At 36.3% G+C, this 17994-nt stretch carries 18 protein-coding genes; 6 read left to right on the top strand and 12 right to left on the bottom strand.

Annotation, left to right across the window (positions count from 1 at the left end):
• Positions 1–46 precede the first annotated feature (46 nt).
• The 9 genes from J2S78_RS15660 to J2S78_RS15620 form a co-directional block, all read right to left on the bottom strand.
• Positions 47–2023, bottom strand: a complete 1977-nt coding sequence (locus J2S78_RS15660; protein ID WP_306900071.1) for an ABC transporter permease family protein — start codon at positions 2021–2023, stop codon at positions 47–49.
• Entirely contained in the window at positions 1998–2903 is a 906-nt protein-coding gene (locus J2S78_RS15655) for an ABC transporter ATP-binding protein (protein ID WP_306900286.1), read from the bottom strand. Before J2S78_RS15655 ends, J2S78_RS15660 begins: the two co-directional genes overlap by 26 nt.
• On the bottom strand, positions 2869–3279 hold the full coding sequence (locus tag J2S78_RS15650) for a GntR family transcriptional regulator (protein WP_125556658.1): 411 nt from the start codon (positions 3277–3279) through the stop codon (positions 2869–2871). The genes J2S78_RS15655 and J2S78_RS15650 overlap by 35 nt, the downstream gene beginning before the upstream one ends.
• A gap of 179 nt (positions 3280–3458) precedes the next feature.
• Positions 3459–4853 (bottom strand): tetratricopeptide repeat protein, encoded by a 1395-nt coding sequence (locus J2S78_RS15645; protein ID WP_306900068.1) that lies wholly within the window; start codon positions 4851–4853, stop codon positions 3459–3461.
• 102 nt (positions 4854–4955) lie between these two features.
• Positions 4956–5939: a Gfo/Idh/MocA family protein gene (locus J2S78_RS15640; protein ID WP_306900067.1), complete on the bottom strand. Its 984-nt coding sequence runs from the start codon at positions 5937–5939 to the stop codon at positions 4956–4958.
• Positions 5940–6014: 75 nt separating this feature from the next.
• Positions 6015–6389: a YbaN family protein gene (locus tag J2S78_RS15635; RefSeq protein WP_306900065.1), complete on the bottom strand. Its 375-nt coding sequence runs from the start codon at positions 6387–6389 to the stop codon at positions 6015–6017.
• A 228-nt stretch (positions 6390–6617) separates the two neighbouring features.
• Positions 6618–7538, bottom strand: a complete 921-nt coding sequence (locus tag J2S78_RS15630; RefSeq protein WP_306900064.1) for an aldo/keto reductase — start codon at positions 7536–7538, stop codon at positions 6618–6620.
• 185 nt (positions 7539–7723) lie between these two features.
• The gene (locus J2S78_RS15625; RefSeq protein WP_306900062.1) at positions 7724–8296 is read right to left on the bottom strand and encodes a nitroreductase family protein; all 573 of its coding nucleotides are present in this window, start codon (positions 8294–8296) and stop codon (positions 7724–7726) included.
• A gap of 164 nt (positions 8297–8460) precedes the next feature.
• Entirely contained in the window at positions 8461–9201 is a 741-nt protein-coding gene (locus J2S78_RS15620; RefSeq protein WP_306900061.1) for a sulfotransferase, read from the bottom strand.
• Between the two features lie 148 nt (positions 9202–9349).
• On the opposite strand from J2S78_RS15620, the gene J2S78_RS15615 reads away from it, so the two are divergent.
• A complete protein-coding gene (locus J2S78_RS15615) occupies positions 9350–10231 on the top strand; it encodes a glycosyltransferase (protein ID WP_306900060.1) in 882 nt (293 codons plus the stop codon).
• Positions 10232–10235: 4 nt separating this feature from the next.
• On the opposite strand, the gene J2S78_RS15610 is transcribed toward J2S78_RS15615, so the two are convergent.
• Complete coding sequence (locus tag J2S78_RS15610) at positions 10236–10928, bottom strand: glycosyltransferase (protein ID WP_306900057.1); 693 nt, start codon at positions 10926–10928, stop codon at positions 10236–10238.
• A gap of 40 nt (positions 10929–10968) precedes the next feature.
• Positions 10969–12291, bottom strand: a complete 1323-nt coding sequence (locus J2S78_RS15605) for a nucleotide sugar dehydrogenase (RefSeq protein ID WP_306900055.1) — start codon at positions 12289–12291, stop codon at positions 10969–10971.
• 257 nt (positions 12292–12548) lie between these two features.
• Between J2S78_RS15605 and J2S78_RS15600 the strand changes: the two genes are divergently transcribed.
• The gene (locus J2S78_RS15600; RefSeq protein ID WP_306900054.1) at positions 12549–13238 is read left to right on the top strand and encodes a galactosyltransferase-related protein; all 690 of its coding nucleotides are present in this window, start codon (positions 12549–12551) and stop codon (positions 13236–13238) included.
• Between the two features lie 44 nt (positions 13239–13282).
• Here J2S78_RS15600 and J2S78_RS15595 read toward each other — a convergent pair whose 3' ends face one another.
• Complete coding sequence (locus J2S78_RS15595) at positions 13283–14218, bottom strand: SDR family oxidoreductase (protein WP_306900052.1); 936 nt, start codon at positions 14216–14218, stop codon at positions 13283–13285.
• Positions 14219–14410: 192 nt separating this feature from the next.
• On the opposite strand from J2S78_RS15595, the gene J2S78_RS15590 reads away from it, so the two are divergent.
• The 4 genes from J2S78_RS15590 to J2S78_RS15575 all read left to right on the top strand — a co-directional run bounded on the left by J2S78_RS15590 (position 14411) and on the right by J2S78_RS15575 (position 17851).
• Complete coding sequence (locus J2S78_RS15590; protein ID WP_306900051.1) at positions 14411–15106, top strand: galactosyltransferase-related protein; 696 nt, start codon at positions 14411–14413, stop codon at positions 15104–15106.
• A gap of 22 nt (positions 15107–15128) precedes the next feature.
• Complete coding sequence (locus J2S78_RS15585) at positions 15129–16034, top strand: glycosyltransferase family 4 protein (protein ID WP_306900050.1); 906 nt, start codon at positions 15129–15131, stop codon at positions 16032–16034.
• Positions 16035–16057: 23 nt separating this feature from the next.
• Positions 16058–17017, top strand: a complete 960-nt coding sequence (locus J2S78_RS15580; RefSeq protein ID WP_306900048.1) for a glycosyltransferase family 4 protein — start codon at positions 16058–16060, stop codon at positions 17015–17017.
• Positions 17018–17269: 252 nt separating this feature from the next.
• Positions 17270–17851, top strand: a complete 582-nt coding sequence (locus J2S78_RS15575; RefSeq protein ID WP_306900046.1) for a hypothetical protein — start codon at positions 17270–17272, stop codon at positions 17849–17851.
• Positions 17852–17994: the final 143 nt, after the last annotated feature.

The raw sequence follows: 17994 nt of genomic DNA, 5'->3' as shown, positions 1-17994 counted from the left end.
AAAAAGCAGAGACACCCGCCAATTGGCGAGGGTTCTCTGCTTTTTATCATTCAAATGAGGAGCGAATCTCGTCTGGAACTCGATCTTTCGGGACAACCCCATATGCTTCTTGATCTCCTTCAAGAACGATACGTATAATGTACTCTCCTGTTCCAGATTCACTATAACGCTTTAACGTTTCCTCCATCACTGCTTCATCTTCTACTTCCATTACTTCATTCCCTTGATCTTTTCGTTCGGTGAACACCTGGTGTGGAGACCTCATACCACTGTATGCTCCACCAGAGAGGCGTATAACCTCTATAGAGTTGACATTTTCCGTCGTAATACGAGCCTGATCCAAATATCCGTTGTTTTTAAGCCAAATATCTAGTTCTTCGAATGATTTGTTCCACGGAACCTCGAACGTTTTTTCATGTTCTCCGTCCTCTGTTCCTACTTGAAGTGTACCCCACTCCATACCTCGATTGCGCATATCTTCCACTTCCATCGTAGAAATTTCGTATTTGATAATCTCCTGAAGTTCTTTAATTTCCTCTGTATCATTTATTGTAAGTCTTCCATTATGAACGGGATGATGAGATAAAAAGTGGACACTTGTGATATCCTGGTCTAAGTCTTCTAAATTATATTCTTGGTTTTTATAAGATTTAGATTCCATCACAGCACTCATTTCTTCCATACCGTCCATTGAAATATTTCGGTATTCTCGAACGACCATAGAACCATTTTCCAATTTATAACCAAATACATAATTACTGTTGTATAACCTCCTATGACCAACAGATATCTCTTTAGGTTTTTCTGTTGTAATTTCTTTGTGAAAAGCACGAACATTTTCTATATAATTTTCGTTCTTACTATACGATTGATCGTGCATTTGGGCTTCTCTTATTTGATAGATGTTGTGTCCAAAATAAACAGAATCAACATCTTCAACACTTGGAACATTGGATTCAAAACCAATCACATCAAATCTAATTACAATGCCTACAAGAAGAATAACAATACCATAGCCTGCATATCCAAAAAGGGTCTTCACTTGAAATACCCGCCATGTTTTCTGCAATATAATTTCTGCCACAAGATATCCAATCAGAGATCCGAAAATATAACCAAAAATGACCCAATTCATGCTTTCATATTGATCAAAATATAAGCCGCCGACCAACATTGCACAAAAGGTGACGCCATATTTAAACACCGGACGTAATGGCTTAAACGTTATCGCTTGCGTGGCTGTCTCTATATGACGAAATCTATAAAGCATCCAGGCAGCCAATCCACTGAGAATCGCTAATACGAAATAAATAACAATTTGCCACGGATCGATTTCTTGATGACTTAACTGTGACAGCATAACAATTGGTGACCAGTTTGCGATTGGTGCTCCACCTGCGTAAGAAGACGGAAAACCGTATACATACATCGATAAGTTAACATTTATTAATGAAATTAATCCTACTGGCAACATTAAAACAATAACAGTTAATATACCAGAAGCAAGCGAAATTCCTGTCATCATCCCTATAAAAACTGTAAATAGGAAGAAAAACAACGACATGGTAGAAACAATAGCTATCCAAATCCAAACATCACCAGCCGAAATAAGCTCAAAAAAAGGATATGCACTTTCTATCAAAAACACTACAATACCTGTAAGCCAAACAGGAATAAGTAACATTACTGTTCCTGATGTTATTTGATTCCATAGTAACTGCCCTCTTTTAATAGGAAAACTATGCATCATATCCGCTGATACCGGCACTTGTAAGTAACGAAATAGAACAATACCTGTAACAATCGATATCCCGATAACAATTAACGTTTGTGGAGCAAACGGGGAGGCGAATAAATTCTCTATGGTTAGATCGCTCCCTCTATACTCATCTTCAGCAAGCAGGACCATTCGTAGCGGCAAGGCGAATAATAAAGCGATGAAGTAAACGAGACTAATCCAGCCATGCTGTTTGATATTTTGTTTTTGTATGCCTAGATTAAAGTAGGACATTTTCGATTTCATAGCCGATTCCTCCCATTTCATAAATAAAAATTTCTTCTAGTGTGAGCGGGAGCATATCAAATACAAGCGGCTGATAAGGCCGGATTTTTTTCTCGATATCCCATTTGTTCCCTCTAATGATGAAAAGATGAACGCTTCCCCGTTTTTCCTCATGCAATATATTGAGTTCTTCTGTCAAATGATCTTTTACTTCTTCGTCCTCTTCAAACGCTACCTGGATTTTATGTGTATCCGTTTTTAGTTCATCTAATTCTTTTTCTATTTGCAGCGTTCCCTTGTGCATAATTCCAACATGATCGCAAATATCTTCGAGTTCACGCAAATTATGGGATGAAATAATAACCGTCAGTTCACGTTCGGCGATATCCTGAAATAATAGATTTTTAATCTTCTGCCTCATGACAGGATCAAGACCATCGACCGGTTCATCAAGAATCAATACCTTTGGCATCGTCGAAAGCGCAAGCCAAAAAGCAACTTGCCGCTGCATCCCTTTTGACAACCGATGCACTTTTCGTTTGGGGTTTATATCAAATACTTGTTTCAACTTTTCATAGCGTTCTTGGTTCCAATTTGGATAAAATGATTTATAATAGCCCGCCATTTGCTGAATAGTCGCCTGCGGTAGAAAGTACAAAGCATCTGGAATAAAAACCACGTCTTGTTTCAATGTTACATTTTCATAAACGGGTTCATCCTCAATACGTACACTTCCATGATCTGGACGATAAATTCCAGCCAATATTTTTAATAATGTTGTTTTCCCTGCACCGTTTGAACCTAATAGTCCATAAATCGATCCTTTATTTACTGTAATATTCAGGTCTTCAACTGCTGCTTCACCTTCAAAGCGTTTCGTCAGATTCTCCACTTGAATCATCATCTTCCCCACCTTCCGCTTTTGCTTCCTCAAACCATTGCAGCCATTCTTCTTTCGTTAATCCAAAATAAAGAGCTTCTCTTAACAATGGTTGAAATTTTTGCTTCACCTCATCCAACTTATCCTCGTTTGAAATCCAATCAATGGGAGCCACAAAATACCCCTTTCTGCTTGCCGAGTACACGTATCCTTCTCTCTCGAGTTCCCGATACGCTTTTTGAATCGTATTCGGATTAATTGTTAAGTCTTTCGATACATTCCGGACCGACGGCAACTTTTCATCCGGTTGCAGCACTTGCGTCACGATTAATTCTTTTATGTTATCAATAAGCTGCTCATATATGGGCTTTCGGCTTCTAACATCTAATTCAAACAAGACATCCCCTCCTTTTCATACAACACTAAACACCCTGTACTAACTGTATTATTTGTACCAACACAGAAAAGTATATAAAAAAATCCTCTTTTTGTAAAGAGGATCTTTCAGAAAAGTATTGTTTCCCACCATACAGGATCACGTTTTGTTATTCCGTAATTGTCAGCCTTTCAGAACACTTACGCATTTTCCTGCATATTTCTATAAAGCTGCTGATACGCTCTTGATTCTTCTTTTTTCCCGAGTTCTAAATAAATTTTTGAGAGCCATCGCACTGGTTGAGGGTCCGACTTATTCAGTTCCATCTCCCAACTGAAGCAATCAATCGCCTGATCAAGTTGATTAAACTCATAATACATTTCACCCAATTGAAGCTGTTTATCTGGATCTTCTCTCATTTTTTTCATCTTATCAATTTGTGAAACAACCGGTGACTTTTGTGATTTTTGACGAATTGGGTCTAGCCACTGATATATATAATTTATATCACGATTGGCCAATAGTTGATTCATGCATTTTTGGAGAATTTTTTCCGCTTTCGTTGGCTGGGTTTCAAATAAAGGAGCAATGTAGATGTTTAATTGTTCCACTTCTACTGTTCCTGAAGTGATATCAATTTCTTCCAACATATTTTCAAATGCTTCCCCTTGTTCTTCTCCAAGGGTAATGTTATGCCGTTCAAGAAGCTGCATTGCGGAATGCAATTGGTGAAGGGTGAGGTAAGTTTGTAATAAATCACGTTGCAGAGACTCTATATAAGGATATTTCGCATATAAATCTTCTAGAATTAATTGTTTTGCTTCATCTGAATAATATAATTCTAGCCATTGTACAAATTCGTCGTAATATGCATCTGCTCCGTTCAAGGAAATGTAGTCCATCAGAAGGGATAATACATCTATCCAGCGTTTTTCTTCTTTCAGAAAGTGTAAAAGCTGCTGAAAATTATTAGCCTGTTTCCGTCGAAAATATAGAGCTTTTTCCATATAAATCGGGTCCTGATCCCACAATTTCTCAGACAGGTCCTGATACATTTCTTTAAATGTAGAGAATTCCATTTCATTCGATAACTGCTTTACCCAGCTATGTTTCGGTGTGAAATCCATAAGAACTCGAATAACCCGGTATCCCAAAAACAATTGGCCATTTCGCCTGTGTTGATAATACAAGGACTGAATATCTTCAAATAATTCTTTTTTTGACATAAATGCATCAAAAAAAGTTAACATGAGCGCTGTTTCCTGGGTGGTATGCTGGTGTTGAAATTTTCCACGGAGCTGATTTAAACTTCGTTTTTGATAGGTTGAATGAGGAGACAATATGTCGTCAATGAAAGGGTGTGGTGCCGTAAACGTTACTCCGTATTTATATGCTTTCTCAAGAAAGGATCGACGCCGAACACTAGTAACTTTAAGAGTAGTTAAATACTCCTCTTTAAAAAAGAGCAAGTAGTGGATGTCTCCCTTTTCATCAAACGTCTCGATGATTTTGCACTGGAGGTACATCACCATTTTTGACGGTTGAACCGTCCATTTCTTTTTTCCATCCGTAATTACACATTCGAGGTTTTCCATTCCAAGCCCTCCTTTTCTTCATCCAAGATACCATACATTGCGAATTCATTCACTATGCGTGTAAAAAGAAGCAGTTATGCACAACTGCTTCTTCTGTCTTTACTACACAAACGTATCATCTGCATCAAACACAACACCAAGTTGATCACGGATACGATCGGTATGCTGTATCACTAACTTGGAATTATCCCAGTTCAGATTGTCTGCTTTTATTTTTTTACATGCATCAACAAAGTGTTTAGCTTCATAATACATCGCCGGTTCATCTGTTGAAAATTCAATCTCTTCTGTCTCACCCTTAATAGGAACAAACGTGATTTTTTCCGGGCGGTGAATGGTTTGAATATACAACGTCCCTTTTTCTCCCTGAATTTCGCTTGGTCCAGAGGATGCGGTAATTTTAGAATAAGACGCGACAGCATCCATTTTTTCATAATCTAATAAAACATTAGCTTCTCCATCCACACCGCTGTCAAGAACATAACCTGATGCCTTGACACTCCGTGGCTCTCCAAATAAATAAAGAAGCGGATGAAGACAATAGACACCGATATCCATCGTAGCACCATTTGATAAGGATGGCTTAAAAGCATTCAGTACTTCACCATTCAAATAGGCATCATAACGACTGGAATATTGGCAGAATGAAAAAATGGCTTTTCGGACCGTCCCGACTTTTGGCAGCCATTGCTGCAATGTTTGAATGGATGGTAAATATAAAGTCTTTATGGCTTCCATGAAGATAACATTATGTTTTTCTGCTGTCTCCATCAATTTCTCTGCTTCTCTAGCATTGCTACAAAGCGGCTTTTCACATATGACGTGCTTTCCTTTTTCCATCGCCATTATCGCCTGCTCTGCATGATATCGGGTTGGACTTGCGATATAAACACCTTCGAGTTTTTCATCACTGAACATTTTTTCAAGATCATCATAATATGTATCCGCACGATGTTTATCAGCAAACTCTTTCGCCTTTTTATCATCCCGAGAGTACACCGCATACAAATGAAAGTCATCTGCAAGCTTCCCTGCTTCAATGAATGATTCTGTGATCCAGTTTGTTCCAATCGTAGCAATATTCACGTTCTATCCCTCCCTCTTGTCTCCCTAGACTACTCTTCTATACTTTATTATATCATACCTTTTTCTCTGTTCGATTTAACGATATGTTTTTAACGAGAATATATAGTACGTAATATATATTACCACACCAAAAAGCATTAATTGAACAATGATTAATGGAACGATATAAATAATCGAATAAAAGGAGCTAGTCCAAAGAACGATGACAGCAATCCATTTCGTCTTTAACGGTATTCCTTTGCCAGAACGAAAATTTTCTATATATGTACCAAGCCATTTTGTTTCGAGTAGGCGTCGGTATAAAGTGTCCGATGACCTTGCAAAACAATAGGCTGCAAGCAATAAAAATGGAGTCGTAGGTAATAAGGGCAATATAATACCGATTACACCTAATATCGTGGAGACAATTCCCCCTATTATTAGTAAAAATCTTATTAGCCCCTTCGCCATAAAGCATCTCCCTTTATACATGTATATCCTATACATATTTTATCATGTATCTTATACATTGTATCTCTTGCGAATAATTTTACTTCAGCCATTGTGGTGTCATTGTATCTAGACAAAAGTTGCACCACCCCAATATTCGATACTGTTTCGCTGTCATCTTACACAGATTTTTTCAAAATAGAAAAAAGGCAATCCATCGGATCACCTTTTAACCATTCATCTTTTTAACTATACTGTTGCTTGTGGATGATTTGTTTTTACCATTTCAAGCTCTGCTGCTTTCGCGTTGGATTCGACTTGTTCTGGGTTTTTACAGCCTGGAATAACACATGTAACAGCTGGATGTTTCAGACACCAGGCAAGGGCCCATTGCGCCATCGGAACTCCTTCCGGAACTTCGTTTTTCTCAAGTTCAGCGACTGTTGCTAATTTTCGCCGCGTCTCTTCTTGATCATGACGATGGCGCACATCATTTTCTGCAAACGTGGCACCTGGTTTGTATTTTCCACTTAAATAACCGCTAGCCATTGGCACACGAGCAAGCACACCAAGATTTTGCTCTTCGCAAGAAGAAAACACTTCTTCTTCCGGGGTCCGGTCTAATCTATTATAAACAACCTGAACCGCCTCTGAACCAATTTCAGAAGATTTATTGGTTTGATAAATATTATCGTTTTTTCCGATAGAAAGACCGATATGCCGGATTTTCCCCTCTTTTACTTGTTTATCAAGCATCGTCCAAAGCTTATCATTATCAAATTCTTCGCCTACACCTGAATGCAGCTGATACAAGTCTATATAATCTGTCCGTAACGAACGAAGCGAATCTTCAAGCTGTTGTTGTACTTCTTCAGGTTTGAAATGACGGGTTCGTTCATATAAGTCATGAAATTTATGGCCAAACTTTGTTGCAAGAACCCACTGATCCCGGTCTTTTTCGATAGCTTTTCCTATGAATTCTTCTGACAAATGATCTCCATAACACTCAGCTGTATCGATTAAATTAATACCAGTCTCTCTTGCCTTTTCAAAAATGGCATCCACTTCAAGTTGGGTATAATCTTGTCCCCATTCTCCTCCAAACTGCCAAGTTCCAAGTCCAATAACAGAAACATCTAAGCCTGTCTTACCTAATGTACGATATTTCATAAGATTACCCCTTTCTGTGATTCCATGCCATTATATCAGAAGAATGTTCTAAAACTTAATCTCAGCCATTTAACTAGAAAGTCTTTTTCAAATATTTGTTTGCTTTTTACGTATGAATATAGTTTTTCTTTTAGTATCTTCATAAAAATGAACCCTATCCTCAAAAGGGAACAGGGTTCTAATCGTTACTCAAAAACCTCCATCTTTTCCTCCACTGGTGTCCGTTCTTTTGTTTTTGGGATATCTTCTGAATTGAAATATCCCATATGCAAAAATCCGACAATTTTCTCCCCAGGATCTACTCCTATAATTTCTCTTGCTTTCGGTTCGTAAATATGAGCGTTCGTTTTCCATACGACACCTAACTGCTGTTCCCAGGCAAGCAATTGAAAGTTTTGAATCATCGAACTTACTGCACCAAAGTTTTCTTCCCACTGTTTCTGTCGAGGGTCGTTTGGCATAATAACAATTAATATCGCAGACGGCTGGCTAAAATAATTTCTTCTATTTTCTTGAAAGTCTTGTGGAAATGCGGGTAGGAGCCGTTCTATAAATTCTTCTTTCTTTTTTGTCGGAACAAAAACAAACCGCCATGGTTCTCTATTTCCATGATTCGGGGCATACACAGCATCGTTTAACAATTTAAATACGAGTTCCTGTGGTACCGGATCCGTTTTATATTTCTTTTTTATGGAACGTCGTTCGCGGACAATTTGTGCAAGACTGGATGTATTGGTCATTCTCAGTGTATGATTCATCTTATTTCCACCCTTCTTCTTAACATCTTATCTCATTATACATGATATTGATAATCAATATCAATAAAAGGTTTTCCAGCTGGACTTCAATAACCTTATCGAGGAGCGGAATAATGATAAAAGAGAGCTCCCGTCCATGATTGGGATGCTCTCTTTTTGTGGATTTAATAATGGAATTTCTTCATCACCTTACCGCATAATGTAATAATTTTATTCTCATCATCAGCGGTAATTGGTTTTGTTGAACTACTTATTTTCTTATTAATAACATAATTCATTTCTTCTAATGAAAGTCGGCCTATTTTTCCTATCGACGTTAACGTATCTTCGTCCTTTGAAACAATATCTTCATACCTTACTAACGTCACTTTTTTATTACGTTTAGATAATTTTATATAGTCATCAGCATTGTTCCTCCATACTTCACAAAAGCTTTCAATCGTAAATGGATTCCACTCTTTCCCTGATAAACTTTTCCATATATCAATCGGATGTCGAACAAGAAGTACTACTTTGCAATCCGGGAACGCTTTTTGAAACAATGAGATTTCCTCGATTCCATACAACACTTCTTTAAAACCTATCATATCATGACTTTCGCTGTATTCTTCATAGAAATTTTCGAAAAATCCTTTTATTGAATCATGTAACGCATGTTCTAGATAACGGTGGCCCGGGGTCATATTTGCAATCGAAGTATTAGGGTCTTCATTGTTTAGAAAATATTTATTTTTTTGATAATCAAATTTTTCTTGAGATGCTTTTATTTTTGTATAAATGTTTAAAAAATCCTTCAAACATCGATCGTGCTGTCCCCAAATTAATGTCTGCTTTCTAGCATTAAATATTCGCTGTAACAATGTGGAGCCTGACCGGTGAGCAACCGAACAAACAATGATATGCATATTATCACCCCCATCTTAATGTCAGCTTCATAGTAATCTATTCGTTTACGCTGACTATTGAAACGGCTGTTGCTAAATGTCTCACATTGCATTCGACAGGAACATATACTATGAAAAACCTATTTGGTAAAAAAGGGAGCGAATCTTTATGACAACTTCTTTCCCTATCATTTCTGTTATTTTCCCTGCAAAAAACGAAGGAGATAATGTCAAAAAAACATTGGATTCTTTATTTGCCGCCTCTTCTAACATAAAATACGAAGTTATCATTGTAGATGATGGATCCAATGACGGTTGCTGTGATTTTCTATCACATTATCCAAAGCGCCATAAAGTCCAACGAATTCGAACCGAAGGAATAGGTGCAGCTAATGCGAGAAATCTTGGAGCGAAACATGCAAACGGGCACTACTTTGTCTTTTGTGATGCCCATCTTTTTTTCACAAACATGTGGATGGATAAATTAATTGCTCCGCTGCAAGCTGGTAAAACAGACGCTGTATGTCCAGCGATTGCAGATGCGAATCATCCAGCCTCGATTGGATACGGACAGACACTCAAACCGAACCTTATCGTAGATTGGAATAAAAAGTCCTTATCGATGTTCGATACTGCTGTATTGCCCGGCGGGTGTTTAATGATTTCGAAAAAAGTTTTTAATGACGTTGGTGGCTTTGAGACTGGATTTAAGACATGGGGGTATGAAGACATTGAACTGTCTATAAAATTATGGTTGTTTGGGTATAAATGCAGCGTTGTTCCAAACGTAAGAGTGTTACATCTATTTAGAAAATCCCACCCTTATACCTTGAGCAATAGCCATATTTATTATAATTTAATGAGAATGGCCTACTCTCACTTCAATCATAACCGCATCAAAAAAAGCAAAGCGTTGATCAAAAACGAAAATTCTGTAACAGTGGAAAAAGATGTCCTGCAAGATGGTGTATTGCAACAAAGGAATGCGTACTTCAAAAAAAGAAAGTACGACGATAATTGGTATTTCAAAAAATTCAATATTTCATTTTAACGTATTAAACAGGTGATGTGACAATTGGTTTAAAATCATTAGTATGAACAATGTTTGTGCATGTCTTCAACAAATCGCTGTCATTAATTTTCCAAGTATGATTGTTTGGATTCTCACTCCTTATCACCGTATGATCATGTCTACTTGTAGAATAAATATAAAATCCTTTTTTCTTACAATCCATTTGAAATCTCTGATCTGATCCTACCTTCATTTTCGAAAACTGAACGTGTTTAAAAATTTCCTTCTTAAACACGAGGGTTGAATCAGCTACCCATTTAACAAACTGATATTCTGCATTAGACGAAAATAAACCTAATTTCATACTTCTTTTAAAGTAATAGTAAATACTGCTTTTTCCTACAATAGCGGCTTGTTTATTCTTTCGAAAAGCCTTCCAGGCAAATTCAAGGTATCGAGGAGCATAGTAGTCATCGTCATCAAACTTTGCAATATGCGAATAGTTTGTTTTTGGAACCGCAAAGTTTTTGCATTGCCCAACCGTCATTTTCTCCGGCAAATGATAAATAAAAACATTCTTATACTTTTTTGCTTTTGCTTTCCATTTTTTTATATCCATATCGTCTTTATTTAATATAATAATTAGTTCCTTATTCTTTAATCTTTGATTCGCATAATTTTGAAACACATTATCCATCATGCCATCTCTATTTGTACAAGTTATAACGGAAATCATGAGATACTACTTCCCTCCCCTCTATACCTTATATCCATTACTACAGTGAATCCATGCCTCCACCTAATACAATTGTTTCAGCTTTTCCATTCCATCCCTTTGTTGCGTTTCTTGTATCATAAATGAGTGTTGCGTAATCCATCATTTTTTGAATAGATACAGGCGAATGATCTTGCAAAATCACGACACAGTCCGTTTGACCTAGCTTTTTTTCTGAAATAGGACTGCTTTTATACTTTTGACCATCAATAACAACTTCGGGAACAAATGGATCGTGATACTCTACATCTGCCCCTAATTTAGTAAAATATTTTAACATTTTAATACCTGGTGAACTTCTTAAATCATTCGAATCTTTCTTATATGATATTCCACATAATAATATTTTTGCATTGGCTATCCCTTTTTCTTTTTCGATTCGTTCTTTTATCTGTTCTAATACATATAACGTAATATAATTATTTGTTTGTTCCGCTAAAGAGAGAAATTTATTATGAAATCCGTGTTCATTTCCGGCCCAGTACAAGTACAAAGGGTCCACTGGGATACAATGACCGCCGATTCCGGGGCCTGGATAAAATGGATGAAACCCATAAGGCTTCGTATTGGCTGCTGTGATAGCTTCCCACACATTAATATTTAATTTATCACAAAGCATTGCCACCTCGTTAATAAAAGAAATATTAATAAATCGATAACTATTCTCTAACAGTTTAGAGAGTTCCGCTATTTCCACCGAAGGAACAGGCACAACGTCTTCGAATATATTTTCATAAAATGTTGTAACCGACCTCAAGCAATTCTCTGTTACCCCACTAACAACTTTTGGAATGTGCTCTACTTTCATCGTCTTGTTTCCCGGGTCAATTCGTTCCGGAGAATACCCTAATGAAAACTCTTCCCCAACACGTAATTTACTTAATTCAAGTAAAGGTTGAACGACTTCTCTCGTGGTACCAGGATAGGTGGAACTTTCAATGATAACCATTTGGTTCCTTCGAAGTCTTGGTCCGAGTTGTTCACTGACACTTTTCAAATATTTTAAATCAGGCTGTCCTTCACTGCTTAAAGGTGTTGGAACACAAACGACGATAATATCCAACGATGCTGTTAGGTCATAGTTAGCAGTAAATGTTAATCCTCCCGATGACAACGCATGTTTTAATTCATCATCTTCTATATCAGGTATATGACTTACAGATTTTTGTAAATCATTTATTTTCTTTTTATCAATATCCAGACCAGTTACTTGATAGCCTTTTTGTAAAAATAATAAAGCCAGTGGTAAACCTACATAACCTAAACCTACTACCCCAACTCTAGTGTGGGCAGGGACATGTATAGTATTCTCATAGCTGTTCAATTTATATCTCCTTTCTCTTTGCATTTCAAAATCTATTTTGATTGTTATTTTATTTTATTCATTTACTTTCTCTATGAAACGGCATGAATCTAGGGTGGAATGTTCCCTTCTTTCTTTTAACATATGCTGACTCTATTGTTCTGTTAGGGCGGAACGATAGAAAAATTCCCTTCCTTTTTTAACTTATCAGCTACTAAACTTATTTCCTTCTATTGCATATAAATAGTGATAACCATTTATGATGGAGAGGATTACTCATGATAACAACTTCGATTATCATTCCCTTTGAAACGGATAATGGTCCAAGAGACAAAGCTTTTCATTGGCTAAAAACCTATTATAAAAATGTTATAGCTAATGCTGAAATATGTATTGGAACTTCCCAATCCAAACCTTTTTCCAAATCAAAAGCCATTAACAATGCTGCACAAAAGGCTAAAGGTTCTATATTTGTTCTTATAGACGCTGATATAATCTGTCATCCAGTTCTCATTTCAAAATCCATTCACCTTCTCAAAAAGCATACGTGGATTATTCCCTACAGTCGTGTAAAAAATATTACTACCGGCAGCACGACTAAACTGTTAAATACAAAACCTGTATGGCCTCTGCAAACTACTGTAAAAACCGAAAAAATGCACGAAGAAAAAAAGCTTCCGGTGGGTGGAATTAATATCATGCCTAAAGAATGCTTTCGTAAGGTACGAGGGTTTGATGAAAGGTTTGCTGGCTGGGGAGGAGAAGATGATGCGTTTGCTTGTTCTGTTGATACGCTATGCGGACCGCATCATAGACTAGATACAAGCATTTACCACTTGTGGCACCCAAAATCAATTGTTCAAAAAAGCCTTCATTACAAAAGAAATGTACAACTAGCTTACAAATATTGTGAAGCTTATGGAAACAAACGAACCATGCAACAAATAATACAATCAAGAAATAAATAATCAAAAAAGCTTATGACCAACATTAGATCATAAGCTTTTTTCTATTACTTGTTTTCTTTAAACCATTCAATTGTTTGGTCCAGTCCTTTTGTAAAGGATACGTTAGGACGATAACCAATCAACTTTTCAGCACGTGTAATGTCTGCTAAGGAATGTTTCACATCCCCCACCCGTTCTGCAGCGTAAGTTGGCTTTATTTCTTTTCCTAGTTTTTTGTTAATTTTTGAGACAAGTTGATTCAAATCAATCTGTTCTCCACTGCCAATATTGATCACTTCCCCACTTAGATGAGCCGCTTCTGCTGCAAGTATATTAGCAGATACCACATTATCAATATACGTGAAGTCCCGTGATTGTGTCCCATCTCCATAAATAGTCGGCGATTGATCACGCAACACGGAATGGATAAACTTAGGAATTACTGCCGAATACTCAGAATAAGGATCTTGCTTAGGTCCAAATACGTTAAAATATCTGAGTGATAATGTTTCAAGACCGTGTATTTCGTGAAATGCTTTGCAATAATGTTCTCCTGCATATTTACTTACAGCATAAGGTGACATCGGTTTCCCCAACATATCCTCACGCTTTGGCAATACTTCACTATCTCCGTATGCAGAAGAGGACGCAGCATAAATAACTCGACTGACCTTTTCTTCTACTGCTGCTTGTAATAATTGAACCGTCCCCGTCACATTTGCATGATTTGTATCCATTGGTTCATTTATAGATTTAGGAACAGACGGGATTGCACCTTGGTGAAAGACAGTATCTACCCCTTTAAGTGCTTTTTTCAGTACTGTTAGATCCGTAAAGTCTCCTTCTATCCATTCAATATCATGAACATATGCTGATATATTCTCTTCTTTGCCTGTTTTTAAATTATCGAGAACCCTTACCTGCTCCCCTTTTTCTATCAGTGCTTTAACAATGTGAGAGCCTATAAAACCGGCCCCCCCGGTTACTAGATAACGTGCCACCGTAAAACCTCCTACATCTATCGAATAACTTCAACGTATTGTATGTAGAATTTGTCTGAGTCGGCATAGACAAGCGTGGAAATTATCTCTATTTAGACATTTGAACCTCAAAATATGATAGAAGCCGTTCCTTTTCAGCACTGATAGCAATACATATTATTACAAGTCGTTTCACAGAAGGAGGTTGTATTTTTGTTTCAAGACGTATCCATCTTAATTCCTTATCAACTTGACAATGGTCCAAGAGACAAAGCTTTCAAATGGATAGCCGATTTTTATAAAACTAATATGCCAAAAGCAGAGCTTTGTATAGGTGAAAGTACTTCAACACTATTTTCACGTTCTCAAGCCATAAATGATGCTGCTCGTAAAGCAACAAAAAGCATTTTTTTAATCGTAGATGCTGATTTAATCTTCAATCCATTAATCGTGAAGAAATCAATCCAATTACTAAACAAACATGCATGGGTGATTCCCTTTCAAACGATAAACTATTTAACAGAAACAAGTACTAACACTATTTATGCAGATTCACCACAGTGGCCTATTAGTCATCAAATCGAGTTTGAGAGAGTAAAGAAACCGACGAAACGAACGCCATGCGTAGGAGGATGTAATATCGTTACACGTAAAAACTTTGAACGAGTGAATGGTTTTGATGAAAGGTTTATTGGCTGGGGAGGGGAAGACCAAGCTTTCATGAGTGCAATGAATACATTGTGCGGCCCTTATAAACGAACGAATACTGACATTTTTCATTTATGGCATCCTCACGTAGGGAATAAACGAAACCCCAATTATAAGAACAATTCTATGTTACGTAATCGTTATATATCTGTGTCGGGAGATACAAGTGCTATGACAAAACTCATCAAAGAAAGAAAATAGTAAAAGGATGTGACTCAACTATATGAAAGTTTTATTAGTTCCTGCGATTCCACGGTGGGCTTTTGATAATAGGGCAAAGGATATTACTAGTCTCTCATTTAAAAAAGTGAAATTTTCCATGAAATATGCAAAAGAAGTTACCAAAAACGATTTAAATTATTACGATATTATATATCCGATGTCGCCAACCATCGCGAGAAGATTAAATAATACCGGCATACCTTATCATAAAATGGCAACAAGTATTACTTCTGTACGTTTATATGAAAACCAAATGATAAATAACCGAAAATTCAAAGACAGCTTCTTGCATCATCTTCAAAGTTATAGAGGAATCAATGCATGGTCCAATGAAATCATTAACACCTTCAAACCCCATCATCCTATTTATAAAACACGAATCGGGATTAATCATAAATTATTTAAACCCATTAAAAAAAAGCAAAACAAAAAATTTACTATAGGATGGGTAGGACGAATTGACAAAGAAAACTATAGGGAATTAAAGGGATATGACATCGTTTTAGAAGCGCTGAAAGATTTAAACGTAAATCTAGACATTCGAACATTTACAACCAATTACGTCCCAAGAGAAAAAATGGTTGAGTTTTATCAAGGGTTAGATTGTTTTATTTGTTCAAGTAAAACAGAAGGACTGCCAAACCCAGTATTAGAAGCCGCTTCATGCGGAGTTCCTATTATTTCAACCAATGTCGGATTTGTTCCAGAAATTATTCAACATGATAAGAATGGACTTATCGTACCTCGTACTTCTGCTGCGATACGAAAAGCTGTACAGGAACTTCGGAATAATCCCAAAAAAAGAGATCAATTTTCCAAGAATATAAGAAAAACAGTTGTCAAACATTGGACGTGGGGAAATTGCAAAACAGACTGGGAAAAATTCTTCTTATCTCTAAAAAAATAATGTAATAGGAGGATAGCAAATCAGTGAAAAAACATTTACTTGTATACGATTACGATTGGTGGGTCCTTGGTCAAAAAGCACGCATTATAAAAAAGCATCATCCAAATTTAGACATTCTTTCTAATAAAGAAATCAGACTTCTAACAAGTACAAAAGGCGCTGGTTATATAAATTCTTATTATGAAATCATTTCAACATTGAGTTTAGGATTAGCCCAGCTTCTTGTACGGTTGAACATCCGAGTAGATACTTCACAAATTGGTTCTTATAACTATTTCATGAAAAATCATGAAACGTACCAAGAATGGCGTGATAAAGTGCAGCCTAACAAACATTTCCTTCAGAAAATTATGAAACCAATAAAACAGTTCGGTGCCATCAATCCTAAACTAGCTCAAGAAGTTAAAAAACTAACACCTGAAAAGAATGTTAATTATATCCGTCAATTTGTAGATACCGATCGATTTCGTCCTATTCCAAGCAAACAAAAACGGAACAAGAAGGAAATAATTATAGGGTGGGCTGGAAATAACACACGAAGCGTGAAGAACCATAAAACATTGTATCAGCCGATTGTTAAATCACTCCAAAAAAATTCTAATATTACTTTTGTCGAAGCCACCCGTGCCTCAAGAGTGCCATTAAAAGATATGCCCGCATTTTATCGCTCGTTGGATTTACTATTAATTACTTCTTCAAATGAAGGCGGACCTGCTCCAGCTTTAGAAGCGAACGCATGCGGTATTCCTGTACTTTCAACTAATGTCGGATATGTACAAAAAATCACAGATCCAGCCGGGAAATTCTTAATTTTGAACAGCGATCGACCCAATGATTTTATCAAAAAAATAAAATTCCTAGAAGAAAATCGCGATGTACTTCAGAAATTAAAAAGAAGAGCTAGAGAAAACATTATGTCGCACTGGACTATTGAAAAAACGATAAGTGATTGGATGCAGACACTATTTCATATAAGTATATAAAGGGAGGAAAATATCATTAGACCATTATGTATTTCTGTCACCGTATTTGGAAGTTACACAAAGTTTATTCCTTATTATATTTACAGTATTTTAAAAAGCTATCCTAACTATTATGTTAAAGTTTTTACGAATACTAACCTATCCCCAGCTGAAAAATCTTGCTTACAAATAATCCAAAATGAGTTATCTGAGAATTTCCATGTGTATGAAAAGTTTATCAATATCCCTTTTAACAACAAGCAGGTCGGTAAAATGCTACGTTTTTTAATCCCTTATAATCAATATAAAAATTTTGAAAATGTGTATATTGGCGATGTTGACTTTTTAATCGTTAAAGAAGAACCCTCTCTTTTAGACTCTCATTTAAATCATTGTTCACAAATTCAATTGCCATATAGTAATCAAATTAGACCCGATTCCAATAGACTGACTGGTTTACACTTTTTTAAGACAAAACCTTATTATCAAAAAATGAACGCCATCATTAACTTTTATCGGGATAACCCAGACAAACTTCAAAAAAAAATAGAAAAGCTGGGAGGTAACGAACAAGTTTTATACGAAATCACAAAACAAATAGGATTTGGAAAAATGAAAAATAATCACTATAGACCACACCATGGCTTTCACTTAGGAATTATTAGAAATGGACCTTCTCGATTCAAAGATTATGTTATTGGTGGGTATGACCATTCATTCCATCAACTTCCAAAGTATCAAACGTTAAAAAAACAACTTTTAAAGTACTATAACGATCCATTATTTGAAAATATGATAAAAATTCATCCTACAAAAGAAATTCTTCTTTTAAAAAAACAATTGCTTATGTATTAGTTTCCGAAGGGCTGGCTTAAAAAGGTTGCATATCTTTTAAGTCAGTCCTTTTCGCAACTTTTCAGATTACACAAATTTTCTATTTCAACCTCTCCATTAAACTAGCAATGACGCCGTTCCTATTCTCCATAAATGACATACAC

Origin of the sequence: Salibacterium salarium, assembly GCF_030813635.1 — a bacterium.
In the GTDB taxonomy this organism is placed as follows: domain Bacteria; phylum Bacillota; class Bacilli; order Bacillales; family Marinococcaceae; genus Salibacterium; species Salibacterium salarium.
The sequence above is the reverse complement of the archived record's forward strand: the minus strand, read 5'-3'. Positions and strand labels throughout refer to the sequence as shown.